We start from the raw sequence: 12,427 nt of genomic DNA, 5'->3' as shown, positions 1-12,427 counted from the left end.
GCGACGCCGGGCATGGCCGGGCGCTGCCGGAAACGCAAAAGCCCGGCAGAAGCCGGGCTTTCGCTGTGTCGCGTTGGAGCGGTCCGATTACTCGGCCACTTCCTCGGCCACGACCGGACGGTCAACCAGTTCGACGTAGGCCATCGGTGCGTTGTCGCCGGCGCGGAAGCCGCACTTCAGCAGACGCAGGTAGCCGCCCGGACGGTTCGCGTAGCGCGGGCCCAGGATGGTGAACAGGTTGCCGACGGCTTCGTTGTCGCGCAGGCGGGCGAAGGCCAGACGGCGGTTGGCGACGGAGTCGACCTTGGCCAGGGTGATCAGCGGCTCGGCGACGCGGCGCAGTTCCTTGGCCTTCGGCAGGGTGGTCTTGATCAGCTCGTGCTTGAACAGCGAGGCAGCCATGTTCTTGAACATCGCTTCGCGGTGGGCGCTGGTGCGGCTGAACTTGCGGCCGGATTTCTGGTGACGCATGGTGATATTCCTTGGTTAATGATGCGGCTTTGCGGATCGTTGTCGCCATCCTGGCGTTGCTGCGTGGACTGCGGATGGTCCTGGTCGCCCGTCCTGGACGCCCTGCCCCGCGAACCTTCATTCGTCGTGGCAATGTGTAGCGTTGAAGGCTCCACCGCGAACGGTGGAGCCTCCAGGTACAGCAGGAGGCTTTATCAGCCCAGCATGCCGTGGCTGGCGACGCCGGCCGGCGGCCAGTTCTCCAGCTTCATGCCAAGCGACAGGCCACGCTGGGCCAGCACTTCCTTGATTTCGGTGAGCGACTTCTTGCCCAGGTTCGGGGTCTTCAGCAGCTCGACTTCGGTCTTCTGGATCAGATCGCCGATGTAGTAGATGCTCTCGGCCTTCAGGCAGTTGGCCGAACGCACGGTCAGCTCCAGATCGTCGATCGGGCGCAGCAGCACCGGATCCACGCCGTTGTTGGCCGGCTTCGCCGCACCGCGGTCGCGGTGGGTGAAGTCACCGAACACCGACAGCTGGTCGCTGAGGATGTCGGCGGCGGTGCGCACGGCTTCCTCGGCGTCGATGGTGCCGTTGGTCTCGATATCGATGACCAGCTTGTCCAGGTCGGTACGCTGTTCGACGCGGGCCGCTTCCACGGCATAGGCGACGCGGCGGACCGGCGAGAACGAGGCGTCCAGGACCAGGCGGCCGATGGCACGGGTTTCTTCGTCCGGACGACGACGCGCAGCAGCCGGCTGGTAGCCGAAACCACGCTCGATCTTCAGACGCATGTTCACTGCCGTGTCCTTGGTCAGGTGGCAGATCACGTGGTCGCCGTTCAGGATCTCCACATTGTGGTCGACCTTGATATCGGCAGCGGTGACAACGCCCGGACCCTGCTTGGACAGGGACAGGGTGGCGCTGTCGCCGGAGTGCATACGGATGGCCACGTCCTTCAGGTTCAGCAGGACTTCGAGCACGTCCTCCTGCAGACCTTCGACCGTGGTGTACTCATGCAACACGCCGTCGATTTCGACTTCCGTGATGGCGAAGCCCGGGATGGACGACAGCAGCACGCGACGCAGGGCATTGCCCAGCGTATGCCCGTAACCCCGCTCCAAAGGTTCGATAACGACCTTTGCACGGGTGTCGGTAAGGCGTTCGATCTGCGGACCGCGAGGACGCAGAACCTGGTTGGCGGTAACCGTCATGTTGCGGGTTCTCCTAGTGAACCCCCGGCCGTCGCCGGGGGCTCTCCAATGTGAATTACTTCGAATACAGCTCGACGATCAGCGCTTCGTTGATGTCCGCAGGCAGATCCGAACGATCCGGAACAGCCTTGAAGATGCCGGTGAACTTGCCGGAATCCACTTCAACCCACGACGGGCTCAGGTCATGCTGGGCGGCGACGGTCAGGGCTTCCTGGACGCGCAGCTGCTTGGCAGCCTTCTCGGACAGAGCGATGGCGTCGCCAGCCTTGACCTGGTACGAAGCCAGGTTGACCGACTTGCCATTCACGGTGACGCCGCGGTGCGACACCAGCTGACGGGCAGCCGGACGGGTGACGGCGAAGCCCATGCGGTAGACAACGTTGTCCAGGCGGGTTTCCAGCAGCTGCAGGAGGTTCTCGCCGGTGTTGCCCTTCTTGGTCGAGGCCTTCTTGTAGTAGTTGCGGAACTGACGCTCCAGCAGACCGTAGATACGCTTGACCTTCTGCTTTTCACGCAGCTGGGTGGCGTAGTCGGACAGCTTGCCCTTGCGGGCAGTGGCGCCGTGCTGGCCGGGCTTCTGCTCCAGCTTGCACTTGGAGTCCAGCGCACGCGCCGGGCTCTTCAGGGACAGGTCGGCGCCTTCGCGACGGGCGAGCTTACAGGTAGGACCGATATAACGAGCCATTTCTTATCGCTCCCTTTAGACGCGACGCTTCTTCGGCGGACGGCACCCGTTGTGCGGGATGGGCGTCACGTCGATGATGTTGGTGATCTTGTAGCCGACGTTGTTCAACGAACGCACGGCCGACTCACGGCCCGGACCCGGGCCCTTGATGCGGACTTCCAGCGACTTCACGCCGTAGTCCAGCGCAGCACGACCGGCCTTCTCGGCAGCCACCTGGGCAGCGAAGGGGGTCGACTTGCGCGAACCGCGGAAGCCAGCGCCACCGGAGGTCGCCCACGACAGAGCGTTGCCCTGGCGGTCGGTGATGGTCACGATGGTGTTGTTGAACGAAGCGTGGACGTGGGCAACGCCGTCGGTGACGACGCGCTTGATCTTCTTCTTGGTCTTAGCAGCGGGCTTAGCCATTTATAGGTCCCTTACTTCCTGATCGCCTTGCGCGGGCCCTTGCGGGTGCGGGCGTTGGTACGGGTGCGCTGGCCACGCAGCGGCAGACCGCGACGGTGACGCAGGCCGCGGTAGCAGCCCAGGTCCATCAGGCGCTTGATCGCGATGCCGATTTCACGGCGCAGATCGCCTTCCACGATGTACTTGCCGACTTCGGCGCGCAGGCGCTCGATTTCCGGCTCCGACAGATCGCGGATCTTGGTGGTCGAAGCCACGCCTGCGACTTCGCAGACCTTCTTCGAACGGGTACGGCCGATGCCGTAAATGCTTTGCAACCCGACCCAGACATGCTTCTGGGCTGGCAGGTTGACGCCTGCAATACGCGCCATGACGCGGTTCTCCAGCTGAGTGATGGCCGACAGCGCGCTCCAGGCACGCCGATCCGGCAGGATGGATCAAAAAAGTGAACCAGTGATACTACCAAGGTTCCGGTTTACATGGAAGCCCGTGAAACCAGAGGTTTCATGAACCCGGCCTGGGGAGTGTGCCCAGGCTCCGGCGCCGGATGGGGTTGGACCTGGGTTTCCCCCGGGGCCGCCCGCGCTACTCCAGCGCGGGACCACCTCATCACACCCCCACCCGGAACCGCTGCGGGGGCCGCCCTTCGTTTGTGTGGCCGGAGTCCGCGAAGCGGAGGACCATCACGTCAGGAAGACGAAAGTATAACAGGCCAATCAGCCGCGAGCAAAACCGCCGCGGTTGCCGCCCTTCAGGTTGGCCTTCTTCAGCAGGCTCTCGTACTGGTGGGACATCAGGTGCGCCTGCACCTGGGCGATGAAGTCCATCACCACCACCACCACGATCAGCAGCGAGGTGCCACCGAAGTAGAACGAGGCGTTCAGCTGCGTGCGCATCAGTTCCGGCAGCAGGCAGACGATCACCAGGTAGGCCGAACCGGCAGCGGTCAGGCGGGTCAGCACGCCGTCGATATAGTCGGCGGTGGCCTTGCCCGGACGGATGCCCGGAATCAGCGCGCCCGACTTCTTCAGGTTGTCGGCGGTTTCCTGCGAGTTGAACACCAGCGCCGTATAGAAGAACGCGAAACCGGTGATCAGCGCAGCGAACACGATCATGTGCAGCGGCTCGCCCGGACCCAGGGCATTGGCGACCTTCTGCAGGGTCTGGCCAAAGGTGCTCTGGTTGGCCGCCTGGCCGGACCACATGGCCAGGGTGGCCGGGAAGGCCAGCAGGCTGGAGGCGAAGATCGCCGGGATGACGCCGGCCATGTTCAGCTTCAGCGGCAGGAACGAGGTCTGGTTCATGTACGCGTTGCGACCGCCCTGGCGGCGCGCGTAGTTCACCGTGATCCGGCGCTGGCCGCGCTCGACGAACACCACGAAGAAGGTGAAGGCGAGCACGACAATGGCGATCAGCAGCAGCTGGATGAACTGGATGTTGCCGTCGCGGTAGGCGTCGAAGGTGTGGATGACCGCACCCGGCAGGCCCGCCACGATACCGGCGAAGATGATCAGCGACACGCCGTTGCCGATGCCGCGCTCGGTGACCTGCTCACCGACCCACATCAGGAACATGGTGCCGGCGGTCAGTGCCACCACGGCGGTGAGCACGAAGCCCATGCCCGGCATGTACACCACCGGAGCGCCGGTCGGCGACACCTGGCCCTGCAGCGCCAGCGCGATCGAACCGCCCTGCACCACGGCCAGGAGCACCGCGCCGATGCGCGAATACTGGGTGATCTTGCGGCGACCGGACTCACCTTCCTTCTGCATCGCCTTCAGGGCGGGGAAGATGTGCACGGCCAGCTGCATCACGATCGATGCCGAGATGTACGGCATCACGTTCAGCGCGAAGATGCTGAAACGGTGCAGGGCGCCGCCCGAGAACATGTTGAACATGTCCACGATGCCGCCGCCCTGCTGTTGCATCATGGCAAGCATGGCATCGGGATTGACGCCCGGCACCGGCACGTAGCAGCCGATGCGATAGACGATCAAAGCCCCGACGACGAACAGCAAACGTTGGCGAAGTTCAGTGAACTTGCCCATTCCGCCCGCGAGGTTACCGATGCCAGCTTGCGCCATGATTTTCTTACTCCGTTACGCTGCCGCCGGCAGCTTCGATCGCAGCCTTGGCACCGGCCGTGGCAGCAACACCCTTCAGGGTGAACGCCTTGGTCACTTCGCCCTTGACGACGACCTTGGCCTTCTTGGCAGTGCTCGGGACCAGCTTGGCGGCACGCAGGGCGGCGAAGTCGATCTCACCGGCCGGCAGCTTGTCCAGCTGGTACAGCAGCACTTCAGCGGTGTCCTTGGCGATCGGCGAACGGAAGCCGATCTTCGGCAGACGACGCTGCATGGGGGTCTGGCCGCCTTCGAAGCCAGCCTTGATCTTGCCGCCACCCTTGCGGGCGAACGAACCCTTGTGGCCGCGGCCGGCAGTCTTGCCCAGGCCCGAGCCGATACCGCGACCGACGCGGGTGCGCTCGGTACGGGCGCCCGGTGCCGGGCTCAGTTCATTGAGACGCAGAGTCATGATCGATTACTCCTCAACCTTGACGAGGTAGTGAACGGTGTTGATCAGACCGCGAACCTGCGGGCTGTCCTTCAGTTCACGCACATCGTTGAGCTTGTTCAGACCCAGAGCACGCACCGACAGGCGGTGACGCGACTGAGCACCACGCAGGCCGCGCACCAGGCGCACCTTCACAGTCTTGGACTCATTAGCCATGGTTGAGTTCCTCCACCTTCTTGCCGCGCTTGGCCGCGATGCGGGCCGGCGACTGCGCTGCGGTCAGGCCCTTCACGGTGGCACGCACCAGGTTGATCGGGTTGCGCGAACCGGTGGCCTTGGCCAGCACGTTCTTCACGCCAACGGCTTCCAGCACGGCGCGCATGGCACCGCCGGCGATGACGCCGGTACCTTCGGAGGCCGGCTGCATGAACACGCGTGCAGCGCCGTGGCCATCCTTGATGCTGTGCCACAGGGTGCCGTTGTTCAGGTCGACGCTGACCAGGTTCTTGCGCGCCTGCTCCATCGACTTCTGGATGGCGACCGGCACTTCACGGGCCTTGCCATAACCGAAACCGACCTTGCCTTCGCCGTCGCCGACGACGGTCAGGGCGGTGAAGGTGAACTGACGGCCACCCTTCACGGTCTTGCTGACGCGGTTGACCGCGACCAGCTTCTCGATCATGCCGTCGTCGACTTTCTCTTCGCGGTTGCGGTCGCGATCGCGACCCCGCTGCTGACGTTCTTCTGCCATGTTGATTCCTTGGTTGTTTGGGTATGTACGGCTCGAGGCCGCTTATGGTTGTGGAATGACGCGTTGTTCCGGTGGACCACTGCAGAAGAGTGGCGCCGTCCAGCCTCGCTCAGGCTGGCGAGCAGGCGGACAAGGGGGCCGAAGCCCCCTGCCCTTGTGCCTTAGAACTGCAGGCCGGCTTCGCGGGCGGCGTCTGCCAGGGCCTTGATGCGGCCGTGGTAGCGGTAACCCGAACGATCGAAGGCAACCTTCTCGATGCCGGCGGCCTTGGCGCGCTCGGCAACGATGCGGCCAACCTTGGCGGCGGCGTCAGCGTTCTTGCCGTTCTTCAGGCCTTCCTTGATGTCGGCCTGGGTGGTGTTGGCGGCAGCCAGCACCTTGGAACCGTCAGCGGTGAAGACCTGCGCATACAGGTGCTGGCCGGTGCGCAGCACCGACAGGCGGGCAACACCGAGCTCACGGATGTGGGCGCGGGTCGACTTGGCGCGACGCAGGCGGGCGATGTTCTTGTTCATGATGTTTTTCCCTTGAAAGCGGAAGCGCCTAATTAGGCCTTCTTGGCTTCCTTACGGATGATGACTTCGTCGGAGTACTTCACGCCCTTGCCCTTGTACGGTTCCGGCTTGCGGAACGCACGGATCTTGGCGGCGACTTCACCGACGACCTGCTTGTCAGCGCCCTGCACCAGGATCTCGGTCTGGGTCGGGGTGGTGATGGTGATGCCTTCCGGCGCCACGAACACGACCGGGTGCGAGAAACCGAGCGACAGGCTCAGGTCCTTGCCCTGCATGGCAGCACGGTAACCCACGCCGACCAGCTCCAGCTTGCGCTCGAAGCCTTCGGAAACACCCTTGACCATGTTGGACAGGATGGCGCGGACGGTACCGGTCAGCGGGATCAGGTCCACGTTGTCGGTGCTCAGGGTGGCAACGCCGTTCTCGACGTTGATGGCAATGCCAGCCGGCTTGGCCAGCGACAGGGTGCCCTTCGGGCCCTTGGCGATGACGTTGTCGGACTGGACGCTCAGTTCAACCTTACCCAGGTCGATCGGCTTCTTGGCTACGCGGGACATGGTCTACTCCTTTCGCCTTAGGCCACGAAGCACAGGACTTCGCCGCCGACGCCCAGCTGGCGCGCCTGCGCATCAGTCATGATGCCCTTGGAGGTGGAAATGATGGAAATACCCAGGCCGTTCATGACCTTCGGCAGTTCGCTCTTGCCGCGGTACTGGCGCAGGCCCGAACGCGAGAAGCGCTTCAGGGTCGCGATGACCGGCTTGCCTTCGAAATACTTCAGCACGATTTCCAGCTCGGACTTGTTGTTCTCGAGCGCGGTAACGCGCAGGTCGGTGATGTAACCCTCGTCCTTCAGGACCTGGGCGATCGCAACCTTGATCTTGGACGACGGGGCTTTCACCGTCTGCTTGCCCACCGCTGCCGCATTCTTGATGCGGACCAGCAGGTCGGCGATGGGATCAGTCATGCTCATATGAGTACCTTTGAGTGCACCGATATCCGCTTTCGCGAAAATCTGTTGTCTCCTGGAAACGGGCCAGGCCCCCTACCCCTTACGCGTTGCGCAGGGCAAGACGCGGGAGTATACGCCAAAAGAGCCCGACTTGCGTCGGGCTCTTCGGGTTTTTTGCAGAAGGAAAGCTGAACGCGCCCCTTCCCCGGCTGCAGGGGCTCCCTGGGGAGCCCCCGCTGGCAGGACCGGCTGGGATTACCAGCTGGCCTTGCGCAGGCCCGGAACGTCGCCACGCATGGTGGCTTCACGCAGCTTGTTGCGGCCGAGGCCGAACTTGCTGTAGACGCCACGCGGACGGCCCGACAGCTCGCAACGGTTGCGCTGGCGGCTCGGCGACGAATCGCGCGGCAGCTTGGCCAGCTTGGTTGCGGCGTCGATCTTCTCTTCGTAGCTCGCGTCCACCGAGGACACGATCTTCTTCAGAGCCGCACGCTTGTCGGCGTACTTCTTGGCCAGCTTTTCCCGCTTGATGTCGCGGTTGACCATGGAGGTCTTTGCCATTTCGGTTTCCTCGACGAATCAGTTACGGAACGGGAACTTGAACGCTGCCAGCAGCGCCTTCGCTTCCGCGTCGGTCTTCGCAGTGGTGGTGATGGCGATATCCATGCCGCGGATCGCGTCGACAGCGTCGAAGTCGATTTCCGGGAAGATGATCTGTTCCTTCACACCCATGTTGAAGTTGCCGCGACCGTCGAAGGAACGACCGGAAACACCACGGAAGTCGCGCACGCGCGGCAGCGAGATGTTGATCAGGCGATCCAGGAACTCGTACATCTTGTGGCGACGCAGCGTGGTCTTGCAGCCAATCGGCCAACCATCACGGATCTTGAACGACGCAACCGAGATACGCGACTTGGTGACAACCGGCTTCTGGCCGGAAATCTTGGTCATGTCGCCGACGGCGTTTTCCAGGATCTTCTTGTTGGTGGCCGCTTCGCCGACACCCATGTTCAGGGTGACCTTGACGAGCTTCGGCACTTCCATCGGATTGGTGTAGCCGAACTGCTTCATCAGCGCCGGCACCACTTCTTCCTTGTAAAACTTTTCGAGACGGGAAGTCATCTTCTCATTCCTCAGGCGTCAAGCGCCTCACCGCTGGAGCGGAACACACGCAGTTTGCGTCCATCCTCCAGCACCTTGAAGCCAACGCGTTCGCCCTTGCCCGAAGCCGGGTTCAGCACATTCACGTTGGAGATATGGATCGACGCTTCACGCTCGACCACGCCGCCGGCAACACCTGCCTGCGGGTTCGGCTTGGTGTGGCGCTTGACGATGTTCACGTTGGCGACGACCACACGGTCGCCGTCGACGCGGACGACTTCGCCCTGCTTGCCCTTGTCCTTGCCGGCGTTGACGACAACCTGGTCGCCCTTCTTGATACGGTTAGCCATGATTATCTCCTGTCGCTCACAGCACTTCGGGAGCGAGCGAGACGATCTTCATGAACTTCTCCGAACGAAGTTCACGGGTCACCGGCCCGAAGATACGGGTACCGATCGGCTCCTGCTTGTTGTTCAGCAGAACGGCAGCGTTGCCGTCGAAGCGGATCAGCGAGCCGTCGGCGCGACGCACACCCTTGCGGGTACGCACCACGACGGCGTCATACACTTCGCCCTTCTTGACCTTGCCGCGCGGGATCGCATCCTTCACGGTGACCTTGATGATGTCGCCGATACCGGCGTAACGGCGCTTGGAACCACCCAGCACCTTGAAGCACATCACCTGCTTGGCACCCGAATTGTCCGCGACGTCAAGGTAGCTCTGCATCTGGATCATGATTCAGACTCCTTATTCAGCCGCACGCGTGATGACTTCCACCACGCGCCAGTTCTTGGTCTTGGACATCGGAGCAATCTCGGTCACGCGGACGACGTCGCCTTCGTTGCAGGCGTTGTCGGCATCGTGGGCGTGCAGCTTCGTCGAGCGCTTGATGTACTTGCCGTACAGTGCGTGCTTGACCTGACGCTCAACCAGGACGGTAACCGTCTTGTCCATCTTGTTGCTGACGACACGGCCTTCGACCGTGCGCAGCGTCTTGTTTTCAGTATTGTCGCTCATAGCGGCCATCCTTACTTCGTGCTGCCGAGCAGGGTCTTGACGCGAGCAATCTCGCGACGGACCCGGCGGATGTCGTGTGTCTTCGGCAGCTGGCCGGTGACCTGCTGCATACGGACAGAGAACTGTTCCTTACGCAGGTCGATCAGGTGGGCCTTGAGTTCGTCAGCCGACTTTTCACGGAGAGTTTTGATATCCATCAGCGCACCGTCCGGGTCACGAAAGTGGTGGTGACCGAGAGCTTGGCGGCGGCCAGGCGGAACGCCTCGCGTGCCACTTCCTCGGTAACACCCTCGATTTCATAGATCATGCGGCCGGGCTGGATCTGGGCCACCCAGTATTCCACGTTGCCCTTACCCGAACCCATTCGAACTTCGATGGGCTTCTTGGTGATGGGCTTGTCGGGGAACACTCGGATCCACATCTTGCCGCCGCGCTTGACGTAGCGGCTGATCGAGCGGCGGGCCGCTTCGATCTGACGCGCGGTCAGCTGACCGTGGGCGGTTGCCTTCAGGCCGTATTCGCCGAAGCTGACAGCGTTGGCGCTCCAGCTCAGGCCTTCGTTACGGCCCTTGTGCACCTTGCGGTACTTGGTTCGCTTGGGTTGCAACATTGTCGTTACCTCGCTTCACGAGCCGGGCGCTGACGGTCACCACGGTCGCCGCGATCGTTACGATCGTTGCGCGGGGTGTCGTCCTGCTTTTCCTGGCCAACCTGGGAGAAATCGAAGACCTCGCCCTTGTAGATCCAGACCTTGATGCCGATGATGCCGTAGGTCGTCTTGGCTTCAGCGAAGCCATAGTCGATGTCGGCACGCAGCGTGTGCAGCGGCACGCGGCCTTCGCGGTACCACTCCGAACGGGCGATTTCAGCACCGTTGAGGCGGCCACCCACGTTGACCTTGATGCCCAGGGCACCCAGGCGCATTGCGTTGCCGACCGAGCGCTTCATTGCGCGGCGGAACATGATGCGACGCTCCAGCTGCTGCGCGATCGATTCGGCAACCAGCTGTGCGTCCAGCTCGGGCTTGCGCACTTCGGTGACGTTGATGTGCGCCGGAACGCCCATCATCTCGCTCACTTCCTTGCGCAGCTTCTCGATGTCCTCACCGCGCTTGCCGATCACCACGCCCGGACGGGCGGTGTGGATCGTCACGCGAGCGGTCTTCGCCGGACGCTCGATCAGGATCTTGCTGATGCCGGCCTGCGCGAGCTTCTTGCGCAGCATTTCCCGCACCTTCAGGTCGGCTGCCAGATAACCAGCGAACTCGGCCTTGTTGGCGTACCACTTGGAGTTCCAGTCCTTGGAAATACCGAGACGGATACCAATCGGATGAACTTTATGACCCATGGTCTTTTCCTTATCCGCTTACTTGCCGGCGCCCACAACCACAGTGATGTGGCTGGTGCGCTTGAGGATGCGGGTGCCGCGGCCTTTCGCCCGCGCCATGAAACGCTTCAGGGTCGGACCTTCATCAACCATGATGGTCTGAACCTTCAGCTCGTCGACGTCGGCGCCCTGGTTGTTCTCGGCATTTGCAATAGCCGACTCCACCACCTTCTTGATCAGGTGTGCAGCCTTCTTGTCCGAGAACTTCAGCAGGTTGACGGCACGCTCGGCCGGCAGACCGCGCACCTGGTCAGCGACCAGACGTGCCTTCTGCGGGGAGATGCGCGCAGTGCGCAGGATGGCTTTCGCTTCCATTGTCATCTCTCCTTACTTGCCCGACTTCTTGTCACCACCGTGACCCTTGAAGGTCCGGGTGATGGCAAATTCGCCGAGCTTGTGGCCGACCATGTTCTCGTTGACGAGAACCGGGATGTGGTTCTTGCCGTTATGCACGGCAATGGTGACGCCTACCATGTCAGGCAGGATCATCGAACGGCGCGACCAGGTCTTGATCGGCTTCTTGCTGCCCGCAGCGGCCTCCACCTTCTTGACGAGGTGGTGATCGACGAACGGGCCCTTCTTGAGTGAACGTGCCATGGTCGATTAGCCCCTACGATCGCGGACGATGAACTGCTGAGTGCGCTTGTTATGGCGCGTCTTGTAACCCTTGGTCGGGACACCCCACGGGGTGACCGGATGCGGATTACCCTGGCCGGCCTTCGCCTCACCACCACCGTGCGGGTGGTCAACCGGGTTCATGGCAGCACCACGAACGGTCGGGCGGACGCCGCGCCAACGCTTGGCACCGGCCTTGCCCAGCTTTTCCAGGCTGTGCTCGTCGTTGCCGACTTCGCCGATGGTCGCGCAGCACTCGACCGGAACCTTGCGCATTTCACCCGAGCGCAGGCGCAGGGTGGCGTAGATGCCTTCACGAGCTACCAGCTGCACCGCAGCACCCGCGGCACGGGCGATCTGGGCGCCCTTGCCCGGCTTCAGCTCGATGCAGTGGATGGTGGTACCGACCGGGATGTTGCGCAGCGGCAGGGTGTTGCCCGCCTTGATCGGGGCATCCGAACCGGCGATCACCTGATCACCCGCCTTCAGACCCTTCGGGGCGATGATGTAGCGACGCTCACCGTCGACGTAGCACAGCAGGGCGATGTGGGCGGTGCGGTTCGGATCGTATTCGATGCGTTCCACGCGCGCCGGGATGCCCAGCTTGTTGCGCTTGAAGTCGATGATGCGGTAGTGCTGCTTGTGGCCACCACCAACGTGACGGGTGGTGATGCGGCCGTGGTGGTTACGACCACCGGAACGGCTCTGCGACTCGACCAGTGCGGCGTGCGGAGCACCCTTGTGCAGGTCGGGCGTGACCACGCGCACGGCCGAACGACGGCCGGGGGAGGTGGGCTTGAATTTCATCAATGGCATGGGATGTAC

The 12,427-nt window shown here is 62.8% G+C and carries 23 protein-coding genes; all 23 read right to left on the bottom strand.

Annotated elements, in window-relative coordinates; translation table 11 throughout:
• Positions 1–87: 87 nt before the first annotated feature.
• Positions 88–471, bottom strand: coding sequence for a 50S ribosomal protein L17 (gene rplQ / locus Q5Z10_RS04120; protein WP_005408217.1), 384 nt, complete (start codon positions 469–471; stop codon positions 88–90).
• A gap of 194 nt (positions 472–665) precedes the next feature.
• Positions 666–1,664 carry a DNA-directed RNA polymerase subunit alpha gene (locus Q5Z10_RS04115; RefSeq protein ID WP_004145453.1) on the bottom strand — a complete coding sequence of 333 codons (999 nt, stop codon included), beginning with the start codon at positions 1,662–1,664 and terminating at the stop codon, positions 666–668.
• Between the two features lie 55 nt (positions 1,665–1,719).
• Complete coding sequence (rpsD, locus tag Q5Z10_RS04110; RefSeq protein ID WP_004145446.1) at positions 1,720–2,349, bottom strand: 30S ribosomal protein S4; 630 nt, start codon at positions 2,347–2,349, stop codon at positions 1,720–1,722.
• Positions 2,350–2,364: 15 nt separating this feature from the next.
• Positions 2,365–2,754: a 30S ribosomal protein S11 gene (gene rpsK / locus Q5Z10_RS04105; RefSeq protein WP_004145443.1), complete on the bottom strand. Its 390-nt coding sequence runs from the start codon at positions 2,752–2,754 to the stop codon at positions 2,365–2,367.
• Positions 2,755–2,765: 11 nt separating this feature from the next.
• On the bottom strand, positions 2,766–3,122 hold the full coding sequence (gene rpsM / locus Q5Z10_RS04100; RefSeq protein WP_004145437.1) for a 30S ribosomal protein S13: 357 nt from the start codon (positions 3,120–3,122) through the stop codon (positions 2,766–2,768).
• 345 nt (positions 3,123–3,467) lie between these two features.
• On the bottom strand, positions 3,468–4,835 hold the full coding sequence (secY, locus tag Q5Z10_RS04095) for a preprotein translocase subunit SecY (RefSeq protein ID WP_025879317.1): 1,368 nt from the start codon (positions 4,833–4,835) through the stop codon (positions 3,468–3,470).
• A gap of 7 nt (positions 4,836–4,842) precedes the next feature.
• Complete coding sequence (gene rplO, locus Q5Z10_RS04090; RefSeq protein ID WP_053519751.1) at positions 4,843–5,286, bottom strand: 50S ribosomal protein L15; 444 nt, start codon at positions 5,284–5,286, stop codon at positions 4,843–4,845.
• A gap of 6 nt (positions 5,287–5,292) precedes the next feature.
• Positions 5,293–5,481 (bottom strand): 50S ribosomal protein L30, encoded by a 189-nt coding sequence (rpmD, locus tag Q5Z10_RS04085; RefSeq protein ID WP_303638042.1) that lies wholly within the window; start codon positions 5,479–5,481, stop codon positions 5,293–5,295.
• Positions 5,474–6,016, bottom strand: coding sequence for a 30S ribosomal protein S5 (gene rpsE, locus Q5Z10_RS04080; protein ID WP_303638041.1), 543 nt, complete (start codon positions 6,014–6,016; stop codon positions 5,474–5,476). The genes rpmD and rpsE overlap by 8 nt, the downstream gene beginning before the upstream one ends.
• Before the next feature lie 161 nt (positions 6,017–6,177).
• The gene (rplR, locus tag Q5Z10_RS04075) at positions 6,178–6,531 is read right to left on the bottom strand and encodes a 50S ribosomal protein L18 (RefSeq protein ID WP_303638040.1); all 354 of its coding nucleotides are present in this window, start codon (positions 6,529–6,531) and stop codon (positions 6,178–6,180) included.
• 32 nt (positions 6,532–6,563) lie between these two features.
• Positions 6,564–7,088: a 50S ribosomal protein L6 gene (gene rplF / locus Q5Z10_RS04070; protein ID WP_303638039.1), complete on the bottom strand. Its 525-nt coding sequence runs from the start codon at positions 7,086–7,088 to the stop codon at positions 6,564–6,566.
• 17 nt (positions 7,089–7,105) lie between these two features.
• Positions 7,106–7,504, bottom strand: coding sequence for a 30S ribosomal protein S8 (gene rpsH, locus Q5Z10_RS04065; protein WP_004145387.1), 399 nt, complete (start codon positions 7,502–7,504; stop codon positions 7,106–7,108).
• Between the two features lie 234 nt (positions 7,505–7,738).
• Positions 7,739–8,044: a 30S ribosomal protein S14 gene (gene rpsN / locus Q5Z10_RS04060; protein ID WP_049470498.1), complete on the bottom strand. Its 306-nt coding sequence runs from the start codon at positions 8,042–8,044 to the stop codon at positions 7,739–7,741.
• Positions 8,045–8,062: 18 nt separating this feature from the next.
• Positions 8,063–8,605, bottom strand: coding sequence for a 50S ribosomal protein L5 (gene rplE, locus Q5Z10_RS04055; protein WP_004145361.1), 543 nt, complete (start codon positions 8,603–8,605; stop codon positions 8,063–8,065).
• An 11-nt stretch (positions 8,606–8,616) separates the two neighbouring features.
• Complete coding sequence (gene rplX / locus Q5Z10_RS04050) at positions 8,617–8,934, bottom strand: 50S ribosomal protein L24 (protein ID WP_004154490.1); 318 nt, start codon at positions 8,932–8,934, stop codon at positions 8,617–8,619.
• A 16-nt stretch (positions 8,935–8,950) separates the two neighbouring features.
• Positions 8,951–9,319: a 50S ribosomal protein L14 gene (gene rplN / locus Q5Z10_RS04045; RefSeq protein WP_010483978.1), complete on the bottom strand. Its 369-nt coding sequence runs from the start codon at positions 9,317–9,319 to the stop codon at positions 8,951–8,953.
• Between the two features lie 12 nt (positions 9,320–9,331).
• Positions 9,332–9,601 (bottom strand): 30S ribosomal protein S17, encoded by a 270-nt coding sequence (rpsQ, locus tag Q5Z10_RS04040; RefSeq protein WP_303638038.1) that lies wholly within the window; start codon positions 9,599–9,601, stop codon positions 9,332–9,334.
• Between the two features lie 11 nt (positions 9,602–9,612).
• Positions 9,613–9,798, bottom strand: a complete 186-nt coding sequence (gene rpmC / locus Q5Z10_RS04035; RefSeq protein ID WP_004154487.1) for a 50S ribosomal protein L29 — start codon at positions 9,796–9,798, stop codon at positions 9,613–9,615.
• Entirely contained in the window at positions 9,798–10,211 is a 414-nt protein-coding gene (rplP, locus tag Q5Z10_RS04030) for a 50S ribosomal protein L16 (protein ID WP_025879305.1), read from the bottom strand. Before rplP ends, rpmC begins: the two co-directional genes overlap by 1 nt.
• A 5-nt stretch (positions 10,212–10,216) precedes the next feature.
• Complete coding sequence (gene rpsC / locus Q5Z10_RS04025) at positions 10,217–10,948, bottom strand: 30S ribosomal protein S3 (protein ID WP_303638037.1); 732 nt, start codon at positions 10,946–10,948, stop codon at positions 10,217–10,219.
• Positions 10,949–10,966: 18 nt separating this feature from the next.
• Positions 10,967–11,302 carry a 50S ribosomal protein L22 gene (gene rplV / locus Q5Z10_RS04020; RefSeq protein WP_080375339.1) on the bottom strand — a complete coding sequence of 112 codons (336 nt, stop codon included), beginning with the start codon at positions 11,300–11,302 and terminating at the stop codon, positions 10,967–10,969.
• 12 nt (positions 11,303–11,314) lie between these two features.
• Complete coding sequence (rpsS, locus tag Q5Z10_RS04015; protein ID WP_004154485.1) at positions 11,315–11,584, bottom strand: 30S ribosomal protein S19; 270 nt, start codon at positions 11,582–11,584, stop codon at positions 11,315–11,317.
• 6 nt (positions 11,585–11,590) lie between these two features.
• Positions 11,591–12,418, bottom strand: a complete 828-nt coding sequence (gene rplB, locus Q5Z10_RS04010; protein ID WP_053519741.1) for a 50S ribosomal protein L2 — start codon at positions 12,416–12,418, stop codon at positions 11,591–11,593.
• Positions 12,419–12,427: the final 9 nt, after the last annotated feature.

Origin of the sequence: Stenotrophomonas sp. 704A1 (assembly GCF_030549525.1) — a bacterium.
Taxonomy (GTDB): domain Bacteria; phylum Pseudomonadota; class Gammaproteobacteria; order Xanthomonadales; family Xanthomonadaceae; genus Stenotrophomonas; species Stenotrophomonas tuberculopleuritidis.
Note: the sequence above shows the minus strand (reverse complement) of the source record. Positions and strands in the feature narration are given on the sequence as shown.